The sequence below is a fragment of the Plantactinospora sp. DSM 117369 genome, assembly GCF_053764795.1.
The window spans coordinates 4,233,698-4,254,751 of the sequence record NZ_CM132446.1; the positions used below are offsets into that span (position 1 = coordinate 4,233,698).

Annotated in this window: 16 protein-coding genes; 10 read left to right on the forward strand and 6 right to left on the reverse strand. The window is 72.1% G+C overall.

The genetic code is table 11. From position 1 onward, the window contains the following. Positions 1–77: 77 nt before the first annotated feature. The 7 genes from ACSMXO_RS18355 (at position 78) to ACSMXO_RS18385 (ending at position 8,065) form a co-directional block, all read left to right on the forward strand. Positions 78–662 carry a DJ-1/PfpI family protein gene (locus ACSMXO_RS18355; RefSeq protein ID WP_455418692.1) on the forward strand — a complete coding sequence of 195 codons (585 nt, stop codon included), beginning with the start codon at positions 78–80 and terminating at the stop codon, positions 660–662. 23 nt (positions 663–685) lie between these two features. After that, positions 686–2,173: a PepSY-associated TM helix domain-containing protein gene (locus tag ACSMXO_RS18360; RefSeq protein WP_455418693.1), complete on the forward strand. Its 1,488-nt coding sequence runs from the start codon at positions 686–688 to the stop codon at positions 2,171–2,173. 277 nt (positions 2,174–2,450) lie between these two features. Beyond that, entirely contained in the window at positions 2,451–3,011 is a 561-nt protein-coding gene (locus tag ACSMXO_RS18365; RefSeq protein ID WP_455418694.1) for a sigma-70 family RNA polymerase sigma factor, read from the forward strand. A gap of 524 nt (positions 3,012–3,535) precedes the next feature. Next, complete coding sequence (locus tag ACSMXO_RS18370; protein ID WP_346261521.1) at positions 3,536–4,123, forward strand: copper chaperone PCu(A)C; 588 nt, start codon at positions 3,536–3,538, stop codon at positions 4,121–4,123. A gap of 23 nt (positions 4,124–4,146) precedes the next feature. Continuing rightward, on the forward strand, positions 4,147–5,364 hold the full coding sequence (locus ACSMXO_RS18375; protein WP_455419257.1) for a Dyp-type peroxidase: 1,218 nt from the start codon (positions 4,147–4,149) through the stop codon (positions 5,362–5,364). Positions 5,365–5,402: 38 nt separating this feature from the next. After that, entirely contained in the window at positions 5,403–5,990 is a 588-nt protein-coding gene (locus ACSMXO_RS18380) for a copper resistance CopC family protein (protein ID WP_455418695.1), read from the forward strand. Continuing rightward, a complete protein-coding gene (locus ACSMXO_RS18385; RefSeq protein WP_455418696.1) occupies positions 5,987–8,065 on the forward strand; it encodes a cytochrome c oxidase assembly protein in 2,079 nt (692 codons plus the stop codon). The genes ACSMXO_RS18380 and ACSMXO_RS18385 overlap by 4 nt, the downstream gene beginning before the upstream one ends. Positions 8,066–8,395: 330 nt before the next feature. On the opposite strand, the gene argG is transcribed toward ACSMXO_RS18385, so the two are convergent. Then, complete coding sequence (gene argG / locus ACSMXO_RS18390; RefSeq protein WP_455418697.1) at positions 8,396–9,847, reverse strand: argininosuccinate synthase; 1,452 nt, start codon at positions 9,845–9,847, stop codon at positions 8,396–8,398. A 337-nt stretch (positions 9,848–10,184) separates the two neighbouring features. Here argG and ACSMXO_RS18395 point away from each other — a divergent pair, with 337 nt between their 5' ends. After that, the gene (locus tag ACSMXO_RS18395; RefSeq protein WP_455418698.1) at positions 10,185–12,041 is read left to right on the forward strand and encodes an exo-alpha-sialidase; all 1,857 of its coding nucleotides are present in this window, start codon (positions 10,185–10,187) and stop codon (positions 12,039–12,041) included. Between the two features lie 170 nt (positions 12,042–12,211). Next, positions 12,212–14,206: a beta-galactosidase gene (locus ACSMXO_RS18400; RefSeq protein WP_455418699.1), complete on the forward strand. Its 1,995-nt coding sequence runs from the start codon at positions 12,212–12,214 to the stop codon at positions 14,204–14,206. A gap of 43 nt (positions 14,207–14,249) precedes the next feature. On the opposite strand, the gene ACSMXO_RS18405 is transcribed toward ACSMXO_RS18400, so the two are convergent. Next, positions 14,250–15,182 (reverse strand): dihydrodipicolinate synthase family protein, encoded by a 933-nt coding sequence (locus ACSMXO_RS18405; RefSeq protein WP_346261515.1) that lies wholly within the window; start codon positions 15,180–15,182, stop codon positions 14,250–14,252. A gap of 218 nt (positions 15,183–15,400) precedes the next feature. Between ACSMXO_RS18405 and ACSMXO_RS18410 the strand changes: the two genes are divergently transcribed. After that, a complete protein-coding gene (locus ACSMXO_RS18410; protein ID WP_318393707.1) occupies positions 15,401–16,099 on the forward strand; it encodes a FadR/GntR family transcriptional regulator in 699 nt (232 codons plus the stop codon). A gap of 28 nt (positions 16,100–16,127) precedes the next feature. On the opposite strand, the gene ACSMXO_RS18415 is transcribed toward ACSMXO_RS18410, so the two are convergent. From ACSMXO_RS18415 to ACSMXO_RS18430, 4 genes are read right to left on the reverse strand one after another with little or no spacing between them, the layout of a single operon-like run. Then, entirely contained in the window at positions 16,128–17,060 is a 933-nt protein-coding gene (locus ACSMXO_RS18415) for a dihydrodipicolinate synthase family protein (protein WP_346261513.1), read from the reverse strand. Further along, complete coding sequence (locus ACSMXO_RS18420) at positions 17,057–18,079, reverse strand: oligopeptide/dipeptide ABC transporter ATP-binding protein (RefSeq protein WP_455418700.1); 1,023 nt, start codon at positions 18,077–18,079, stop codon at positions 17,057–17,059. The genes ACSMXO_RS18415 and ACSMXO_RS18420 overlap by 4 nt, the downstream gene beginning before the upstream one ends. Next, positions 18,079–20,049, reverse strand: coding sequence for a dipeptide/oligopeptide/nickel ABC transporter permease/ATP-binding protein (locus ACSMXO_RS18425; RefSeq protein WP_455418701.1), 1,971 nt, complete (start codon positions 20,047–20,049; stop codon positions 18,079–18,081). The genes ACSMXO_RS18420 and ACSMXO_RS18425 overlap by 1 nt, the downstream gene beginning before the upstream one ends. After that, a complete protein-coding gene (locus tag ACSMXO_RS18430; protein ID WP_346261510.1) occupies positions 20,049–21,008 on the reverse strand; it encodes an ABC transporter permease in 960 nt (319 codons plus the stop codon). The genes ACSMXO_RS18425 and ACSMXO_RS18430 overlap by 1 nt, the downstream gene beginning before the upstream one ends. Positions 21,009–21,054: the final 46 nt, after the last annotated feature.

Consider the following 21,054-nt stretch of genomic DNA (forward strand, 5'->3'; position numbering starts at 1 on the left):
CGGTGGCGGCTGGCGTGGGAATGGCCGCCGGCCCAGGGATGGCCCGGGCGTCGGGGCCGTTGCGGGTGCAGATCGTGATGTTCGACGGCGTGGAGGAACAGGACTTCGCCGGACCGTACGAGGTCTTCTCGCTGGCCGGTCGTCTGTCCGGTGGCGAGATCCAGGTCTCCTACGTGACCGGCGGGCGGCCGCGTACGGTGACGGCGGCGTTCGGCACGAGGGTAGCGGTGGAGCGGGGCTGGTCCCCCGAGACCGCTGACCTCCTCGTGGTGCCCGGCGGTGGTTTCGGCCGGCCGGAGGAACCGGGTATCTGGCCCGAGATCAACAAGGGTGATCTGCCGCGCAAGCTGGCTGCCGCCCGACGTCCGGGGCTGACGATCGCATCGCTGTGCACCGGCGCGATCATCCTTGCCGCCGCGGGCCTCACCGCCGGCCGGCCGTGCACCACCCATGGAGGCGCGAAGGCCGAGCTGGCCGCGCGTGGCGGGCTGGTGAAGAACGCTCGGGTCGTCGACGACGGCGATCTGGTGACGGCCGCAGGCATCACGTCCGGCCTGGAGCTTGCCCTGCACCTGGTGCGGCGAGAGGTGAGCGCCGACGTGGCCACCCGTACCGAAGGCGTACTGGAGTACGAAGCCCGCGGCACCGTCTGGACCATCTGACCGCCAACCTCCTGGAGGCCCTCGTGTCGACTACCGCGACACCGTCATCGGAGCCGGAAACCCCGATCGCACCGCCCGCCGCCGCCAGCACGCCGCCGGGTGCACCGGCCGCGCGCCGGCGGTCGATCGGACCGCTGGTGCTGCGGCTGCACTTCTACGCCGGAGTCCTGATCGCGCCGTTCCTGGTCGTGGCCGCGCTGACCGGCCTGGCGTTCGTGTTCACACCACAACTGGACACCCTGGTCTACGGACCCGAGCTGCGCGTCGACGCAGGCGGCGCACCCGCCCGCCCGCTGGCCGAGCAGGTAGTCGCGGCCCGCGCCGCCCATCCAGACGGTGACCTGGCGTCGGTGATCCCGCCGGTGGCGGCGACCGACACCACGAAGGTGGTCTTCAACCTGCCGCACCTGGGAGAGAAGCAGCACACGGTGTACGTGGACCCGTACACGAACGAGGTGCGCGGCACCCTGACCACCTGGTTCGGGGAGACGCCGCTGATGACGTGGCTGGACGACCTGCACCGCAACCTGCACCTGGGTGTGGTGGGGCGGCACTATTCCGAGCTGGCGGCGAGTTGGCTGTGGGTGGTCGTCCTGGGTGGCCTGGTCCTATGGCTGCGCCGGCAGTGGACCGGCCGACGCAAGCTGCGTCGCACCGTCCTGCCCGACCTTGCCGCGAATCCAGGTGTGCGCCGTACCCGCAGCTGGCACGCGGCCACCGGGATATGGCTCGCGATCGGGCTGCTTGCGCTATCCGCGACCGGGTTGACGTGGTCGCGCTATGCCGGCGGGAATTTCGACATCGTCCAGAACGAGCTCAACGCGCACAGCCCCACCCTGGAGACCGCTCTGCCCGGCGCCGCCCCGGCTGCTGGCGCCGACAGCGGCGGGCATCACGGCGGCGGCACGACGACCGGAGATTACGACCCGACCGATGTCGACAGGGTCGCGTTGATCGCCCGCGAGGCTGGCGTGGACGGGAAGGTGATTGTCTCGCCGCCCGCAGGGCCGGGCACGGCGTGGGTGGTGGCGCAGGACGACCCCTCCTGGCCGTACGGCTGGGACCGCGTTGCCGTCGACCCGGCCACCGGCAGCATCGTGGCGCGCTCCGACTTCGCCGACTGGCCGCTGCTGGCGCAGCTGTCCAAGCTGGGCGTCGCGTTCCACATGGGTTTCCTGTTCGGGATCGTCAACCAGATCCTGCTGGCCGCGCTCGCCGTCGGGCTGCTGTGCGTGATCGTGTGGGGGTACCGGATGTGGTGGCAGCGCCGCCCCACCCGCGCCGACCGGCGTGCGCCGCTGGGCGCCCCGCCCGGTCGTGGCGCCTGGCGGCAGGCGCATCCGCTGGCGGTGATCGTCGTGCTTGCGATTGCGGTCGCGGTGGGCTGGGCGTTGCCGATGCTCGGTGTCACCCTCGGTGCGTTCCTCGTCATCGACCTGGTCCTCGGCGTGGTCCAACGCCGGCGGGCGCGGCGGGTGGTACCGACATCGCCCGCACCCGTCCGGAGCTGATGGCCGGCCGGCATCGGTCTGCCGGTCGGCCCGACTCCGCACCCAAGGTACTGGCCGGATCGGTCGCGGTACCGCCTGTACGGCAGGGCGGCCCAACACGGAGTTCCAGAGGGTCCCGGTGCCCGGGTCGTACGCGGAGCCTTACCGGCGCCGGACGACGACGCAGACCGGGTGTCGCGGCCGCGGGAGTGAGGGAACAGGTGGCAGTTTCGATCCATTGGGTGCCGCGGCGCCCGTGGGACATGCGGGGGATGAGGGTCGCGGCACGATGACCGGCATGAACGGCGATGCGACCGTCACCGAGTTGGCGCTGGCCGCGGGCCGTGGCGACCGGGAGGCGGCTGCGGCGTTCGTGGCCGCGACCCAGCGGGACGTGTGGCGGTTCTTGGCCCACCTGTCCAGTCCCGCCGAGGCGGACGACCTGACGCAGGAGACCTACCTGAGGGCGCTGCGCAGCCTGCCGAAGTTCGCCGGCCGCTCGTCGGCCGCCACCTGGCTGTTCACCATCGCTCGCCGGGTCGTGGTCGACCAGGTCCGCGCCGCGGCGGCCCGGCCCCGGCTGGTCGCGGGCGGCGACTGGCAGAGGGCCGCCGATACCGGCCGGGCTGGTGGGGCCGGGCGGTTCGAGGAAGGCGTGGTATTGCGCCACCTACTGGATGGTCTGTCAGCGGAGCGGCGGGAGGCGTTCGTGACCACCCAGGTTCTCGGGCTCTCGTACGAGGAGGCCGCCCGGGTATGTGACTGCCCGGTGGGCACGATCCGGTCCCGGGTCGCCCGGGCGCGGGAGGACCTGGTCGCCGCGATGGCCGAGCCGCCCCGCAGGCTTCGGGCCGTCTGACGTCAGGCGGCCCGGCGTTCGTCGGCCCGGCGTTCGTCGGCCCGGCGTTCGTCGGCCCGGGCGTGTGCCGTTCCCGTCGCCGGGTCTGGCCGGAGATCGGCCGCAGGTGTGGCACCGGTGGCTCGGGGGCGAAGGTGACCGGCCACCACCGGTGGCGGTCCTGTCGATCGCGGGTGGTGCGCCGGACGAGCGGCGGCAACCCCGGGAACCACCACGGACGGCTCCGTCCCGGCCCTGGGCAGCGCCACGATCGCCGACGGGTAGCACGCCGACCCGTCCGTCGACGTACCCAGCGCGCCCACAAGCCCCGTTAGCGGATCACCCCTGGTTCCCTCTCACCGCTCTCGCGCCTGTCGCCCCACCCGCCACGGCAGACGGACGGCAGGAGGGTCCGCACCGCCGAGCCCCGGGTTTGTTGGCCCGGACCCTGACCGGCTCGGCCAAGCGGATCAACGGGCCGGAACCAACCACCGATCCACGACGACCAGTAGTAGAACGAGAAGCGAGAACCGGAGGAAATGCAGATGCGCAGGTCGGTATCACCCGGCGTACGCCGCTGGGCGGTCAGGTTCGCTGTCACCGTGGCGGCGGTGCTCGCCGCGACAGGCTGCGGCGGAACCGCAGACACCCCAGGGGCCGCGCCCAGCCCGGCCCCGTCGGCGACCACCGACAGCGCCGTGTTCATGGTGCGGGACCCGTGGATCAAGGCGGCCGACAAGGGTATGACGGCGGCCTTCGGGACCCTGGTCAACAACACCGCCAGCGATGTCACCATCACCGGTGTGAGCACCAGTGTCTCACCGATGGAGCTGCACGAGATGACGATGAAAGACGGCAAGATGGTGATGCAGCCCAAGACCGGCGGGATCACGATCAAGGCCGGCGGCAGCCATGTGCTGGAGCCCGGCGGCGACCATCTGATGCTGATGGAGCTGAGCAAGCCGGTCCGGGCCGGTGACGAGCTGACCTTCACTCTCACCTTCGCCGACGGGACGACCACCGGGTTCACCGCGGTGGCCAAGCCGTTCACCGGCGCCGAGGAGAGCTACGACCCGAGTTCGGGCATGCCGATGACCCCCGGGCAGCAGATGACGATGAGCCCGGCGCCGTGACCGAACCTGCCGAAACCCGCACGGTGAGCCGGCGGCGCCTGCTCACTGGCGGTGCCCTGGGAGTCGGTGGCGCGGTCGCCGGGGCGGCGGCGGGTGTCGCCGCGACCGCCGCCGGCCGGCAGCCACCGGCACCGGCACCGGTCGACCCGGGCGCCGCCACCGCCGTCGGTACGGATGTCGAGCCGTTCCACGGCGCGCGGCAGGCCGGTATCGCCACGGACCCGCAGGCGCACGCGGCATTCGTCGCCTTCACCCTGCACCGGGGAGTCGACCGGGCGGCGCTGGGCCGGCTGATGCGGCTGCTCACCGACGACGCTGCCCGGCTGACCCAGGGACGGGCGCCGCTGGCCGACACCGAACCGGAACTCGCCGTACTGCCGGCCCGGCTCACCATCACCTTCGGGTTCGGCCCCGGCCTGTACGTGGCGGCCGGCCGGGAAGACCGTCGGCCGCCGTCCGTCGCCGAACTGCCGGTCTTCGAGATCGACCGGCTGCAACCGGCCTGGTCCGGTGGTGACCTGCTGGTGCAGATCTGCGCCGACGATCCGCTGACGGTCACGCACGCACAGCGGATGCTGGTCAAGGACGCCCGTCCGTTCGCCGCCGTCCGCTGGGTGCAGCGCGGCTTCCGGCGCAGTCGTGGTGCGCAGGCCGACGGGCACACCCAGCGCAACGTCATGGGCCAGCTCGACGGCACCGCCAACCCCCGCCCCGGCAGCGCCGCCTTCGAGCAGTCGGTATGGGTCGGCGACGGCCCGGACTGGCTGCGCGATGGCAGCACCCTGGTGCTGCGGCGGATCCGGGCCGAGTTGGAGACCTGGGACAAGCTCGGCCGGGCCGACAAGGAACTCGCGGTCGGCCGGCGCCTGGACACCGGCGCGCCGCTGAGCGGCCGGCATGAGCAGGATGAGCCCGACTTCTCGGCCGTGAACGAGGCAGGGCTGCCAATCATGCCGGACTTCGCGCACGTGACCCGGGCCCGGGTGATGGACGACCGGCTCAAGATCCTGCGCCGGCCGTACAACTACGACGGGGTGCCGGACGCCGCCGGGCGGGCCGACAGCGGCCTGATCTTCGCCGCCTACCAGGCCGACATCGAACGGCAGTACCTGCCGATCCAGCGCCGGCTCGCCGAGCGGGACCTGCTCAACGACTGGATCACCCCGATCGGCTCCGCGGTCTTCGCGATCCCACCCGGCTGCGAGCCCGGTGGCTGGATCGGCGAACAGGTGCTGGGGTGACCGGCGCGATGCCGAGCAACGACGAGGAAGGACGGCCGATGCGAGGCGTCGGATGGCGGCTGGTGGCGTTGGCCGTACTCACGGTCACCGGCGCAGTGGCGGGCGGGCTGCTGGCAGCCCGCCCGGCGGCTGCGCACGCCCAACTGCTGGGCAGCGATCCCGGGGCCGACTCGACCGTGACCACACAACTCGACGAGATCACGCTCACCTTCAACGAACTGGTCCGGGGAAACTTCAGTACCGTGGTGGTCACCGGTCCGGACGGGGTCCGGCACGGCGCCGGCCAGCCACGCGCGGTCGACAAGCGGGTACACCTGCCCGTCGAGCCGGTACGGTCCGGAAGCTACCGCGTCGCGTACCGGGTGGTCTCCGCCGACGGGCACCCGATCCAGGGACAGTTCCGGTTCACCGTCGCGCTGGCTCCGGCACTGGAGCCGACCGGCGCCCCGGCCGGCCCGCCGGCAACCTCCGACGGCCCGTCCGCGTCGCCGGCCGCCGGGGTGCCGACTGCGGATCCCGGCGCCGGAGCCGGGCTGTGGGGGGCCGGTGCGGCCGGGCTCGGCGTTGCGCTGGTCGGCGCCGGGTTCGTCCTGGTGCGCCGACGGCGCCGGACCTCGGCGCGGTGAGTGCCGGATCGCGGCAGAGCACGGCCACCTCCGGTCTGTCGGTCTCCCGCCCGGCCCGCAGACACGGCTGGCTGCCCGCCGGTGCCGGGCTGGCCGGGCTCGGCGTGCTCTTGCTCGCGCTCGCCGCCGGAGACGGTCTCAACGCCACCATGATCACCGGCCTGCCCGACCCGGGCCCGGTCACCCGCTACGCCCTGCCGATGGTCCGGCTGCTGGGCGACGCGCTGGCCACCCTCACCGTCGGGCTGGCGGTGACCGCCGCGTTCCTGCTACCCGGCGACGGCCCCAGCGTCTCCGCACCGGGGTACCTGCTGCTGCGTCGGGTCACCGCGCTGGCCGCCGGCTGGGCGGCCACCGCCCTCGTCTTGATCGTGCTGACCGTCTCGGACCTGCTCGGCGCCCCGTCATCGCAACTCGGTGCCGCGACCGTGGTCAGCTTCGCCACCTCGATCTCCCAGGGACAGGCCCTGCTGCTCCAAGCCGGGCTGGCCGGGCTGGTCGCGGTACTGGCCTGGACCGGCGTGTCCCGGACGACCGCCGCGACCACCGCCGGATTCGCCCTGGTGGCGGTACTGCCGCCCGCGTTCACCGGGCACGCCGCCGGCGCCGGCAACCACCAAGTCGCGGTGACCAGCCTGGCGCTGCACATCCTCGCCGCCACCGTCTGGGTCGGTGGGCTGGCCGCGCTGCTGGTGGTGCGCCGTCACCGGCTGCTCGCCGACGCCGCCGCCCGGTACAGCCGGCTCGCCTTGGCCTGCTGCGTCGGGGTCGTACTCAGCGGCCTGACCAACGCCTGGGTACGCCTCGGCGCCTGGGACCAGCTCTGGCAGTCCCGCTACGGCTGGCTGATCCTCGGCAAACTCGCCGCCCTGCTGGCGCTCGGCGGGCTCGGCGCGGCACACCGCCGCCGTACGCTCCCCGCGCTGCGCGCCGGAGAACGCGCCGCGTTCGTCAGGCTCGCCGCCGGGGAACTGGTGGTCTTCGCCGCCACCTTCGGCCTCGCGGTGGCGCTGTCGCGCAGCCCTACCCCGATCCCGACCGACCCGGTCGACGCGGACCCGCTCGTCGAACTGCTCGGCTTCACCCCACCCGCCCCGCCCACCCCGGGCCGGCTGCTCGGCGACCCGCTGCCGGACATGTTCTTCCTCACCGGCTGCGCCCTCGCGGTGGCCGGATATCTCGCCGGGGTATGGCGGCTGCACCGCGCCGGACACCGCTGGCCGCCTACCCGCACCGCGAGCTGGCTGGCCGGAATGCTGCTACTCGTCGCGGTCACCAACCTCGGCATCGCCCGCTACGCCTACGTGCTGTTCAGCGCGCACATGGTCCAGCACATGGTGCTGTCGATGGCGGTGCCGATCCTGCTCGTCTGCGGCGCCCCGATCACCCTGGCGTTACGGGCGCTGCGCCGGCCCACCGACCGGCAGATGCGCGGCGCCCGGGAATGGCTGCTACTGCTGATCCACAGTCGACCGCTCCGGCTGCTGACCCACCCGCTGATCGCTCTCGGCATCTACAGCGCCAGTCTCTTCGGCCTGTACTTCAGCGACCTGCTCGGCACCCTGATGCGCTACCACCTCGGCCACCTGGCCATGCTGACCCACTTCGTCGCCACCGGATACCTGCTCTTCTGGGTACTCATCGGCGTCGACCCGGGACGGCCACGACTCGCCCCACCCCTGCTGGTGATCATCCACTTCGCGGCCATGATGGCCCACGGCTTCTTCGGCCTGGTCCTGATGCAGTCGAGCACCGTCATCGCCCCGGACTGGTACACCGCCGTGCACCCCGACTGGGCATCCTCCCTGCTGGTCGACCAGCGCCTCGGCGCCGGCATCGCCTGGGCCTTCGGTGAACTCCCGGCCGCCATCGTCATGATCATCCTGCTCCGCCAGTGGGCCCGTGCCGACCAGCGTGAACAGGTCCGACTCGACCGGGCCGCCGACCGGGCGGACGCCACCGGAGAGGAGGACGACCTGGCCCGCTACAACGCCTTCCTCCGCGCCGCCGCCCGCGGCTCCCACGGCAGTCGCGCCGACGACCGGTACGCTGCCACCACCCGGGACGAGGAGTAGGCAGACCTCGCCCCGCTCCCGCCTGGCTGGTCTGGGCCTGTCGGGCGGCGTCGGCGAGCAGTCCCGGCGCCAACTGCTGGCGTTCCGGTCCCGGGGGAGAAGCCGGCCGCCGTGATTACCTTTCCGGTCTCGACCACCCGCTACGGCACGGCGGCGGCACCGAATTCCGAGGACACCACGCTCACCGGCACCCGGCACGACGAGTCCGGTACGGGTGCCATCGTCCAGGTGTGCCGGGCTACGGCGCACTCCGTGATTGACGGTTACGCCGTTTCGGCTGTTGACGACGCCCGATCGCGCGCCTGCGGTACCTCGGAATGAGCCGGCAGGTCAGTCGGTGCCGGCCTCCATCGCGGCGTGGTCGAGCAGCTTGTCGACGTCGGAGACCTCGCCACGGGAGGCGATCGCCTCGGCGCCGCCCTCGGGCATCGCGCCGATCAGCCCGGTCGAGGTCGGCTGGGCCGTACCGAGCAGCGCCGGGTGCGGACTGCCCCCGACCATGCCGAGTCGGGCGTACTGCTCGAGCTTGGCACGCGAGTCGGCGATATCGAGGTTGCGCATGGTGAGCTGGCCGATCCGGTCGACCGGGCCGAAGGCGGAGGCCTCCGTCCGCTCCATCGACAGTTTGTCCGGGTGGTAGCTGAACGCCGGGCCGGAGGTGTCCAGGACCGAATAGTCCTCGCCGCGTCGCAGGCGCAGGGTCACCTCGCCGGTGACCGCCGTACCGACCCAGCGTTGCAGCGACTCGCGCAGCATCAACGCCTGCGGGTCCAGCCAGCGGCCCTCGTACAGCAGCCGGCCGAGCTTCCGTCCCTCGGTGTGGTAGCTGGCCAGGGTGTCCTCGTTGTGGATCGCGTTGACCAGCCGCTCGTACGCCGCGTGCAGCAACGCCATGCCGGGCGCCTCGTAGATGCCCCGGCTCTTGGCCTCGATGACCCGGTTCTCGATCTGGTCGGACATGCCCAGGCCGTGCCGGCCGCCGATGGCGTTGGCCTCCAGCACCAGGTCGATGGCGGAGGCGAACTCCTTGCCGTTGACGGTTACCGGCCTACCCTGCGCGAACCCGATGGTGACGTCCTCGGGGACGATCTCCACCGCCGGGTCCCAGAACCGCACACCCATGATCGGATCGACGATCTCGATCCCGGCGTCGAGGTGCTCCAGAGTCTTGGCCTCGTGTGTCGCGCCCCAGAGGTTGGCGTCGGTCGAGTACGCCCGCTCCACGCTGTCTCGGTAGGGCAGGCCGTGGGCGAGCAGCCACTCCGACATCTCCTTACGGCCGCCGAGCTCACCGACGAAGTCGGCGTCCAGCCACGGCTTGTAGATCCGTAGCGAGGGGTTGGCGAGCAGGCCGTACCGGTAGAACCGCTCGATGTCGTTGCCCTTGAAGGTGGAGCCGTCCCCCCAGATCTGCACGCCATCCTCAAGCATCGCGCGCACCAGCAGGGTGCCGGTGACGGCGCGGCCGAGGGGCGTGGTGTTGAAGTAGGTACGGCCACCGGACCGGATGTGGAAGGCGCCGCAGGCCAGGGCGGCCAGCCCCTCCTCGACCAGCGCAGCCCGGCAGTCGACCAGCCGGGCGACCTCCGCGCCGTACGCCATCGCGCGCCCCGGCACCGATTCGATGTCGGGCTCGTCGTACTGGCCGACGTCGGCGGTGTACGTGCAGGGCACTGCGCCCCTGTCACGCATCCACGCGACCGCTACCGAGGTGTCGAGGCCCCCGGAGAAGGCGATCCCGACACGTTCACCGACAGGCAGGGAGGTGAGTACCTTGGACACGATCAACAGTATATGCACAGTCTCGCATGATCATGCATCCGGGGGTACTGCTCCGGAGCGTCCGTGGCGGACAGGACGGCGTGAGATCCCGATCAACCCGACCGGACAGTCGGGCGATAGGGGAGTGCGGGCACGCGCAGGAGCCAGGTCGTTACAGCCGGCGATTGACCGGTCCGCCACAGGTCGGGAACATGACGTGCCCTCTCTGGTTAACATCCCACGTTGGACGTAGGATGTTGCGTCACAACCTCCTCTTGGCAGGAAGGGCGACGACATGCAGGCTGGTCATCCTCCGCAGGGTCGTATCGGGCGCCTCCGGTGCCGGCGGGCGGGTGCCGTGTCGGTCCTCGCCGGCCTGCTCCTCAGCGGATTCGGCGCCCCGGCGGGCGCGGTCCCGGAAGGCCGGCTCGTCGCCGGCGCGATCGGCGACAACGCGCCGTTCGTGGCCGAGCAGGTGCTCTACAAGCAGGGCGACTTCGGCTACGCATGCTTCCGGATTCCCGCTGTGGTGCGGGCGACGAACGGCATGCTCCTGGCGTTCGCCGAGGGGCGGGTCAAGGACTGTGGCGACGACGAGGACATCGACCTCGTGCTGCGCCGCTCCGCCGACGGCGGTCGGACGTGGGGGCCGCTCCAGGTGGTCTCCGAGGGCAACGGCACCACCCACGGCAACCCGGTGCCGATCGTCGACGAGCGTACCGGCCGGGTGGTGCTGGTGAGCACGCACAACGGCGCGGAGCCGTGTCCGAACGGCTGCGACCGGGATCCCTGGGTGCAGCACAGCGACGACCACGGGGCGACCTGGACGGCTGCCCGGGAGATGACCGAGGGCAAGCGTCCGGAGTGGAACTTCTGGTACGCCACCGGCCCGATGCACGGCATCCAGCTCGAGCACGGCCCGCACGCCGGGCGGCTGGTCGTCGGGGCGAGCTTCGAGAGCTGGGACCGGGTCGGCGCGCACGTCTACGGCTCGCACCTGCTCTACAGCGACGACAGCGGACTGACCTGGAACATCGGCGCGGAGACCTCCCGCGACGACGGTACGGTCATCGCCCAGGAGCTCACCGTCGTCGAGCTCACCGACGGGCGGATCTACGCGTCGGCCCGCGAACGCGGCACTGACCGCGGCAACCGGGCGTACGCGATCAGCAGCGACAGCGGCGAGACCTGGGACGCGCCGTTCCGTACCGTGCCGGCGCTGGCGACGACGGACGTGCAGGCAGCGCTGCTGCGGTTCGACGGCGACCGCATCCTCTACTCCTCGCCGATGCACCCCGGCGCCCGGGAGGCGATGGGGATCCGTTCCTCCTACGACGAGGGGCGCAGGTTCGAGACCTGGGACCAGGGCAAGGTCTTCTACTGGGGCCCGTCGGCATACTCGGACATGGTGCGCCTGGACGGTGACGAGGCGGCGCTGATGTACGAGGCCGGCACCGTCACGCCGTACGAGCAGATCCGGTTCGCGCGGTTCAACGAGGCGTACCTGGATACCCCGAACGGCGTCCCGCCCGGCATCCCCGGACCGCCGGCACCCGGGCCGACCACCCCGGACGAATCGCCGTACCGCAACGAGGCGTACGTCCGTGGCGGTGCGCAGACCACCGACGGGCGGTTCGGCAACGGGCTGAGCCTGGACCGGGTCGACGACCGGGTGGAGGTGGAGTTCGACGACTCGATCGACCTCGGCGGGCAGGACTTCACGCTGACCTCCTGGATCCGGTACTCGGACCGGACCGGCGCGCACGCGATCCTCTGGTTCCACCGGGTGGACCGGGGCACCAACCCGCCGGCGCTGTGGCTGCGGGCCGAACCGGCCAGCAACCGCATCCGGGCGATCCTCGCGGTCGACCGGTTCGACGTCACCGTGCAGTCGCAGAGCGCGTACAACGACGGGCAGTGGCACTTCGTGGTGCTGCAACGGGCGCGCGGCGAGCTCCGGCTGCTGGTGGACGGCGTCCAGGTCTCGTCGGCGCCGGCACCGGCCGGCTCGCTGACCCTCGGCAAGGAGTTCGGCACCGGCGGGCTGCACATCGGGCAGCGGATCGACGGCGTGGACCGCTTCCGGGGCACGCTGGACGAGGTACGCGTCTACCGGCGCGCCCTCACCGACACCGAGCTGGACCTGGTCCAGCGGCGGAACCTCCCGGTCGGTGGCAAGCTCGGGCTGCGCCTTCCGTTCGACAGGGTCACCTGAGCGACCCGGGATCGCGTGGCGATGGCGCTCACACCGCCGTGGGCGCCATCGCCCCGCCTCGACGGCGTCCGGAAACCGGTCATGGACCGTCCGAACGGCGAGGACGTCCTACCTCATGCTCCGCCCGTGACAGATTCCACGGTACGAAGATCGAAGGGGAAACCCGTCCGATGACCATGCCCAACAAGATCATGTTTGGTGGCGACTACAACCCCGAGCAGTGGACCGAGGACGTCTGGGTCGAGGACATGAAGCTGATGGTCGACACCGGCGTCTCGCTCGTCTCGGTCGGCATCTTCTCCTGGGCGAGCGTCGAGCCGCGCCCCGGCGAGTACGACTTCGGCTGGTTCGACCGGGTGATGGACGGCCTCGCCGACGCCGGAATCGGCGCCAGCCTCGCCACCATGACCGCCTCGCCGCCGCCCTGGCTCGCCCGGCTCCACCCGGAGACGCTGCCCGAACGGGTCGACGGCGTCCGGCTGTGGCCCGGCGGCCGGCAGCAGTACTGCCCGTCCAGCCCGATCTACCGGCGGTACGCGGGCCGGCTGGTCGAGCGGCTCGCCGGCCGGTACGCCGGGCACCCGGCGCTGCGGATGTGGCACATCGGCAACGAGTACGGCTGCCACGTGCGGGCCTGTTACTGCGACGTGTCGGCCACCGACTTCCGCGACTGGCTGCGCGACCGGTACGGCGACCTCGACACGCTCAACGAGGCGTGGTCCACCACGTTCTGGTCCCAGCGGTACGGCGACTGGGCGGAGGTACTGCCGCCGCGTACCGCGCCCACCTTCGCCAACCCGGCACAGAAGCTGGACTTCGCCCGGTTCAGCAACGACGCGATCCTCGCCTGCTATCTGGCCGAGCGCGACGTGGTCCGGCGGCACACCCCGGAGACTCCGGTGACCACGAACTTCATCGGCCTGGTGCACAAGCCGATCGACTCGTACCGGTGGGCCGCCGAGCAGGACGTGGTCAGCCTGGACAGCTACCCGGACCCGTTCGACCCGCGGGCGCACACGGCGGCCGCCTTCGGCTACGACCTGGTCCGCTCGGCCCGCGGCGGGCAGCCGTGGCTGCTGATGGAGCAGGCGCCCGGCGCGGTGAACTGGCGGGTGCGCAACGCCCCCAAGGGCCCCGGACTGATGCGCCTGTGGAGTTGGCAGGCGGTGGCACAGGGCGCCGACGCGGTGCTCTTCTTCCAGTGGCGGCAGGCGGTCGGCGGCGCCGAGAAGTTCCACTCGGCGATGGTGCCGCACGGCGGGACGCGGACCCGTACGCACCAGGAGATTCGGGCGCTCGGCCGGGAGCTGGCCCAGGTCGGCGAGCTGGCCGGCACGCGGGTCCGGGCCGAGGTCGCGCTGGTGCACGACTGGGCCAACTGGTGGGCGCTGGAGTCCGACGCCCACCCGGCCGCGCTGGACCTGCTGGAAACGGCGCAGGCGCACTACGACCCGCTCTTCGACGCGCACGTCAGCTGCGACGTGGTGCCGCCGACCGCGGACCTCTCCGGATACCGGCTGGTCGTCGTGCCGAACCTCTACCTGATGTCCGCCGAGGTCGCGCAGCGGCTGCGCCGGTACGTCGACGGTGGCGGGCACCTGGTCGTGTCGTTCTTCACCGGCATCGTGGACGAGTGCGACCGGGCGTACCAGGGCGGCTACCCGGCGCCGCTGCGTGACGTGCTGGGGTTGCGGGTGGACGAGTTCTGGCCACTGCCCGCGGACGGCACCGTCGCGCTGGAGTTCGGCGCGCGGCAGCACACCGGCACGGTCTGGTCGGAGTGGGTCGAGCTTGAGGGAGCGGAGGCGGTCGCGACCTTTGCCGGCGGGGAGCTGGCCGGCCGGCCAGCGGTCACCCGGTACCGGTACGGCGCCGGGGTGGCCTGGTATCTCGCGACCCGCCCGGAGCCGGTGATGATGCGGGCGGTGCTGGACCGCGCCCGCGCCGAGGCCGGGGCGGCGCCGGTGCTGCCCGACCTGCCGGACGGGTTGCAGGCGGTGGTCCGGCACGGCGACGACCGGTCGTACCTGCTGCTGCTCAACCACGGTGCCGAGCCGGTGACGGTACCGCTTCCCCGCCCGGCGGTAGACCTGCTCGGCGAACGTGACCGGACGGTCGACACGGTGACCGTCGCGCCGCGCGGCGTGGCGGTACTCCGGTCCTGAGAGGACGCTGGTGCCCCGCCCGCCCCGGTGGTGGGGCGGGGCACTACGCCTCCGGGAAGAGTTCGGGCAGCCGCTCCCGGGCCAGCGGTCGCAGCCGCTCGGCGAGTGCGGGATCGACCGAGCCGTACGGCCAGCGGACCCGGGTGCCGATGTCGGCCCAGTCGCCGACGTGGGCGAGGAACTTGTCGAGCGCGGAGTTGGCGTACCCCCCGCGCTGGAGCGGCTGGACGTGTTCGGTGAAGAACGCGTGGATCCGGCGCTCCACGTCGAGCGCGGCGACCGGTCGCTCGGCCATCATCCGTTGCCACGCCATCGCCCCGGCCGGGCTGAGTGCGGCGATGTTCGAGTACGAGCCGGCGGCGCCGTGCCGGCGGCCGGTCGCCAGGTCGTGGCCGGCGACGAAGATCGCGATCCCGGCCGCGTCCCGCCGCATCCGGGCGTACCATTCGGCGTCGCCGCCGGCGACCTTGATCCCGATGAGCGTGCGGACCTCGCGGCGGATCACCGGGTACAGCTCGGCCGGCACCTGGGTCTTGGCGTGCGGCGGGTTGTAGAGCACCAGCGGCACCGGGTCGGCGACGGCCGCGACCCGGGCCAGGAACCGCAGCACCTCGCTGCCCGACATCGGCAGCCAGTCCGGCAGCGTCACCTGGATCGCACCGGGCCGGAGCGTACGGGCCCGGGCGACCCGGGCCAGGCAGGTCTGTGCGCTCATGTGGCTGGCCCCGATCTGGAACGGCACGCCGCGCCGCTCGCAGCGCCGCGCCAGCAGCTCGTTGACCCGGTCGTACTCGTCCTCGCCGAGGGTGTGGAACTCGCCGGCGGTGCCGTGCGCGTACAGGCCGTCGAGCCCGGCGGCGACGAGGATGTCCAGGGCCGGGTCGAGACGCGCCCAGTCGATCGACTCGTCGGCGCGGATGGGGAGCAGTATCGTACCCCAGGTGCCGCCAAGCGTCTCCGACGTCAGTATCTCCACGATGCCGCTCTCCCTGGTCGACGAGACGTCCTATGTTCGCCCCGGATCGGCGGCGAGCGGGCAGGCAAGCGGCCGAGCGGGCAGGTGAGCCAGGTACGTCCGGCTGATTTCCATCCGGTACGGGCGGTGCCGCCGGTGTTACTTCCCGCACCGCCTGGCCTTCCGGGTTCGAGAGGTGGGATGTTATGACCCGAGGTTTCGACGAGCCTGGAGGCAGCATGCGTACGCGTAACGGTGGGTCGCTACAGGAGCGCATCGTCGCCCTGATCCACGAGCGCCGTCTGGCTCCCGGCGCGCCGATGCCGACCGAGCCGCAGCTGATGGACCTGCTCGGGGCGAGCCGCAACAGCGTGCGCGAGGCGGTGCGGGCCCTGCAGGCACTGGGCATCGTCGAGATCCGGCACGGCTACGGCACGTTCGTCGGTCAGGCGTCACTCGACGTGCTCACCCCGTCGCTGGCGTTCCGGGTGCGCTCCGGACCGGGCGGCGGGATCCGCGCGCTGCACGACCTGGTCGAGGTCCGTGAGCTGATCGAGACCGGGCTGATCGGCCAGGTGGCGCAGATCGTCAGCGGTCCCCGGATCGCCGCGCTGGACGCCCTGGTCACCGCCATGGACCGGGACCTGGAGGCCGACCGGGCGTTCCACTCGCTGCTCTACGAGTCGTGCGGCAACGAGCTGGTGCTCCAGCTGATCGGCCTGTTCTGGGACGTCTACCACCAGGTCGAGCCGGCGCTCGGTCCGCCGGAGGAGCGGACCGCGGAGATCGTGGTCAACCACCGCCGGATCGTGGCGGCGCTGCGCGCCCGGGACCCGGAGGCCGCCCGGGAGGCGATGCGGCTGCACTTCCGCGACGTGAAGGCACGCATCGCGCGGGCGGAGGCCCGGCCGGTCGAGGCGCTGACCGAGCCGGCCTGACCCCCGCCGGGTGGGCGGCCGGGCCCGGTCACACCAGGCCGGCGGCGGCAAGGTACTCCTTGACCCGGGCGACCTCGTCGGGGTTCAACGGGATCTGCGGCAGCGCCGTGGTCGGGTGCGCGATGATGCCGCGCAGGTGCAGCGCGGCCTTGAAGGCGCCCAGCGCCGAGGAGCTCATACCGATCCGGCCGGCGCCGACGTTTACGAGCTGGAACAGGCGCAGCAGGCGCTCCTGCTCGGAGCGGGCCGCCTCCCAGTCCCCCTTGCCCGCCGCCCGGAACAGCCTCGCGTACCCGTGCGGGTCGACGTTGCCAAGGCCCGGCACGACACCGTCGGCTCCCATCCACAGCGCCGAGTCGACGGTCAGTTCGGAGCCGGTCAGCACGCTGAACGCGCCGATTTCCGGGCGGTCCCGGCGCCCGAGGATCACCCCGCGCAGCCCGGCCTCGTCACCGCTGGAGTCCTTGACCCCGGCGAGCGTCCCCTCGGCGGCCAGCTCCAGCACCAGGTCGGTGCCGAGCTTGCTGTGTACCGAGACGGGCAGGTCGTACGCGTACAGCGGAAGTCCGCCGCGGGCCGCGATGGTCCGGAAGTGCAGGGCGATCTCGTCCGGGTGGGTCCGGGTGTAGAAGGGCGCGGTCGCCACCAGGCCGTCCGCGCCCGCCTCGGCCGCCACCCGGGCGTGGTCCAGCACCCGCAGCGCGGTCGTGTCGATGACGCCGGCCAACACCGGGACCTGCCCGGCGACGTGCCCGATCACCGTCTCCAGCACGACCTTGCGGTGACCGTCCGGCAGGTACGCGACCTCGGAGGTGGAGCCCAGCACGAAGAGCCCGTCCACACCGCCGGCCAGCAGATGGTCCACCAACCGGGCCAGCGACCCGGTGTCGACGTCGAGGTCCGGGGTCAACGGGGTGGACACCGGGGGGATGACGCCGGTGAGGGCGCTGGCGGTGGTCATGGGCGCTCCTGTGCTTGGCTGATCAGTTCGAGGTCGCTCGCCCCGTCCAGTACGGGGTGATGGCATCGGAACAGGTGGTCGTCGGGCCGGTCGGTGCTGGTCTGTACCGGCGGCATCGCCGAGGCGCAGACCTCGTCCGCCTTCCAGCAGCGGGTCCGGAAGGGGCACCCGCTCGGCGGCCGGGTCGCCGACGGCACCGGGCCGACCAGCGGGATCGGGTCGATCGGGGAGAGCAGCCCGGGCGTGGCGGAGAAGAGCGCCCGGGTGTACGGGTGCCGGGCGTGCTGCGGTACCGCCTGCGCGGGCGTCTGCTCCACGATTCGCCCCAGGTACATCGTGACCACCCGGTCGCTCATCCGGCGGACGGTCTGGATGTCGTGCGAGACGAAGACCAGTGCCAGGCCGAGCCGGTCCTTCAGGTCCAGCAGCAGGTTGAGGATCTGCGCCCGGACCGAGACGTCCAGCGCGCTGGTCGGCTCGTCGGCGATGAGCAGCTCCGGTTGCAGCGCGAGTGCCCGGGCGATCGCCACCCGCTGCCGCTGGCCGCCGGAGAGCTGGCTGGGCAGCAGGTCGGCCGCGCTGGACGGGAGGCCGACCAGGTCGAGCAGCTCGCGGACCCGCTCGTCGCGCTCCCGGCGGGTGCCTCGGCGGTGGACGTCCAGCGGGTCGCGCAGGATCGTCCGGACCGGCAGCCGGCGGTTCAGCGCGGTGGACGGATCCTGGAAGACCATCCCGGTGGTCGATCCGATCACGGACCGGCGCCGGGAGGTCGCCATCGACCAGACGTCCTCGCCGCGGAACGACACCGCGCCGTCGGTCGGCCGCTGCAGTCCGACCAGTACCCGGGCCAGAGTGGACTTGCCGCAGCCCGACTCGCCGACCACCCCCACCGTCTCGCCAGCGGCGATGGTCAGGTCGGCGCCGGTGAGCGCGTAGACCCGGTCCCGGGAGAAGATCCCGCCGGACCGCGCCCGGTGCACCACGTGTACGTCGTGCAGCTCCAGCAGGGTCGCCGCCATCAGCGTGCCTCCGTTCCGACGGCCACCGGCGTCGCGATCTCGATCGCCGGATGGTGGCAGGCGACCGCGTGCCCGTGCACCGCACCGGTAAGCCGTGGCGCCTCGGTACGGCAGATCTCGGTGGCCATCGGGCAGCGGTCGGCGAATCGGCAGCCGGCCGGGAAGTCGGCCGGGGAGGGGACGACCCCGCGGATCTGAGTGAGCCGCCGCGCACCCGCCTCCAGCGAGAGCACCGAGCCCAGCAGCCCGCGGGCGTAGTGGTGGGCCGGAGCGCCGACCAGCGCCGCGGTGACGCCGGTCTCGACGATCTGCCCGCCGTACATCACCACCACCCGGTCGGTGACGTCGGCAACCAGGGCCAGGTCGTGGGAGACCAGGATGAGCGCGAACCCGAGTTCGGCGCGGAGCCGCAGCAGCAGCTCGATCACCTGCGCCTGTACCGTCACGTCCAGCGCCGTGGTCGGCTCGTCGGCGACGATCAGCTTCGGGTCCCGGGACAGGGCCATCGCGATGAGCACCCGCTGCCGCTGCCCTCCGGAAAGCTCGTGCGGGTACGCCGAGAGGGTCCGGGCCGGGTCCAGCCCGACCATCTCCAGCAGCTCGGTCGGGGTACGCCGGCCACCGCGCCGGACGACCTGCTTGAGCTGCGCCTTGATGGTCATCGCGGGGTTCAGCGAGGAGAGCGCGTCCTGGTAGACCATCGCCATGTCGTGTCCCATCAGCCGCCGGCGGGCCGAGCGGGACAGCTTCAGCAGATCCTTGCCGTCGAACCGGATCTCGCCGCCGATCCGGGCGCCCCTCGGCTGCAACCCCATGATGGTCAGCGCGGTCAGCGACTTGCCGCAGCCCGACTCGCCGACCAGGCCGAGTACCTCGCCCGGCCGGACGTCGAACGAGATGCCGGCCACGATGTCCACCCCGGCGTGCCGGCCCTCGAAGCCGATGGCCAACTCCTTCACCTGGAGCATCGGCGGACCGGACGGGAGCGGCCGGGCGCGTTCGGCCAGCCGCCGCGCCGCCTCGGCCAGGCCGGGCAGCTCGGTGAGCTCGCCGGACCCGGGGGCGGCCTGCTCCCACGCGTCGCCCTCGGCGGGCTTCTTCGCGCCGGGCACCCGCCGGGCCGTCGGTGCCGCCCAGGCGTCGGAGACCCCCTCGGAGAGGATGTTCAGTGCGAGGACGGTGACCAGGATCAGCAGGCCCGGGAAGACGGTGGCCCACCAGCCGCCGAGTAGCACCATGTTCTTGCCGTCGGCGATGACGCTGCCCCAGGACGGGTCCGGCGGCCGGACCCCGGCGCCGATGAACGAGAGCGACGCCTCGAAGACGATCGCGTCCGCGACCATCACCGTGCAGAACACCAGCACCGGCGCGGCGCAGTTGATCGCCACGTGCCGGATCACGATGTACGGCGTGCGGGCGCCGATGACCTTCTCGGCGTCCACGTAGTCCTCGCCGTACTGGGCCAGCACGTTGGCCCGGACCACCCGGGTCACCGAGGGCATGTAGAGGAACGCGATCGCGAGCACGAGCACCTGGATGCCGCCGCCGAAGACCGCCACCAGCACGGCGGCCAGCGCGATGCCGGGGAAGGCCATGATGACGTCGAGCGTCCGCATGACCCCCTCGTCGACCCACTTGCGGGAGGTGGCCGCGACGGCACCGAGCACCGCGCCGACGACCAGGGCCAGGGCGGTCGCACCCAGGCCGATGATCAGCGACCACCGCGCCCCGTACAGCAGCCGGCTGAGGATGTCCCGGTTGGCGCTGTCCAGCCCCATCCAGTGCTCCGCCGACGGGGCCCCGTCGGCGGTGGCCGCCTGTTCCAGCGGCGAGTACGGCGCCAGCAGCGGGGCGAAGAGCGCGGCGAGCGCGATGAGGAGGACGACGCCGAGCGAGATCCAGGCCGGTGCGGAGAGCCGCTTGAAGTTGATGCCCGGCCGGGCGAGACGTCTCGTCAGTCCTGGTCGCATCAGGCTGCGCTCCGAAGTCGCGGGTTGACCAGTAGATAGAGGATGTCGACGACCAGGTTGACCACCACGAACCCGGTCGCGATCGTCAGCACCACGCCCTGGACCACGGCCGGGTCCCCGTTGGTGACACCGTCGATCATCAGCTTGCCCATGCCGGGCAGGGAGAAGATGGTCTCGATGACCACCGCGCCACCGAGCAGGTAGCCGACCCGCAGACCTAGCACGGTCAACGGGTTGATCAACGCGTTGCGCAGCACGTTCCGGCCCACCACGACGATCGGCGGCAGACCGCTGCCGATGGCGGTCCGGACGTAGTCCCGGTCCAGTTCCTCGACCATCGACGTCCGGACGATCCGGGTCAGTTGGGCCGCGACCGGCAGCGACAACGACAGGGCAGGCAGGGTCATCGACCGCAGCCACCCGCTGACCGAGTCGGCGGGGTTGACGTAGCCGCCGGTCGGAAAGAGGCCCTGCTCCACGGCGAGGTACTGGATCATCAGCAGGGCCAGCCAGAACGCCGGGGCGGCCACCCCGCCGAGCGACACGACCCGGATGAGCTGGTCGGGCCAGCGGTCCCGGAAGATCGCCGCGGTGACCCCGAAGACCAGCGCGGTGAGTACGCCGACCAGCAGGCCCAGGAAGGTGAGCTGGAGGGTCAGCGGCAGCGCGGTCAGCACCGAATCCAGTACCGGCGCGTTGGTGAGCACGCTGGTGCCCAGGTCACCCTGTGCCAGATCGGCGACGAACCGCACGTACCGCAGCGGCAGCGGATCCAGCAGGCCGTTCTCGACCTGGAACTGGTGGATCTGCTCGGGGGTGGGGTTGGCGCCCGCGAAGTAGGCGTACTCCGGCTTGTTCTGCGAGAACCGCATGACGATGAAGACGAAGAGGATCACGCCAAGCAGGAGCGGGATCAGGATGAGTATGCGGCGGACCAGCATTCTGGCGATCGCTGCCACGGTCGGACTCCTCGGCGATGAGTGCCGCGGCCGGCGGGGGGACGCC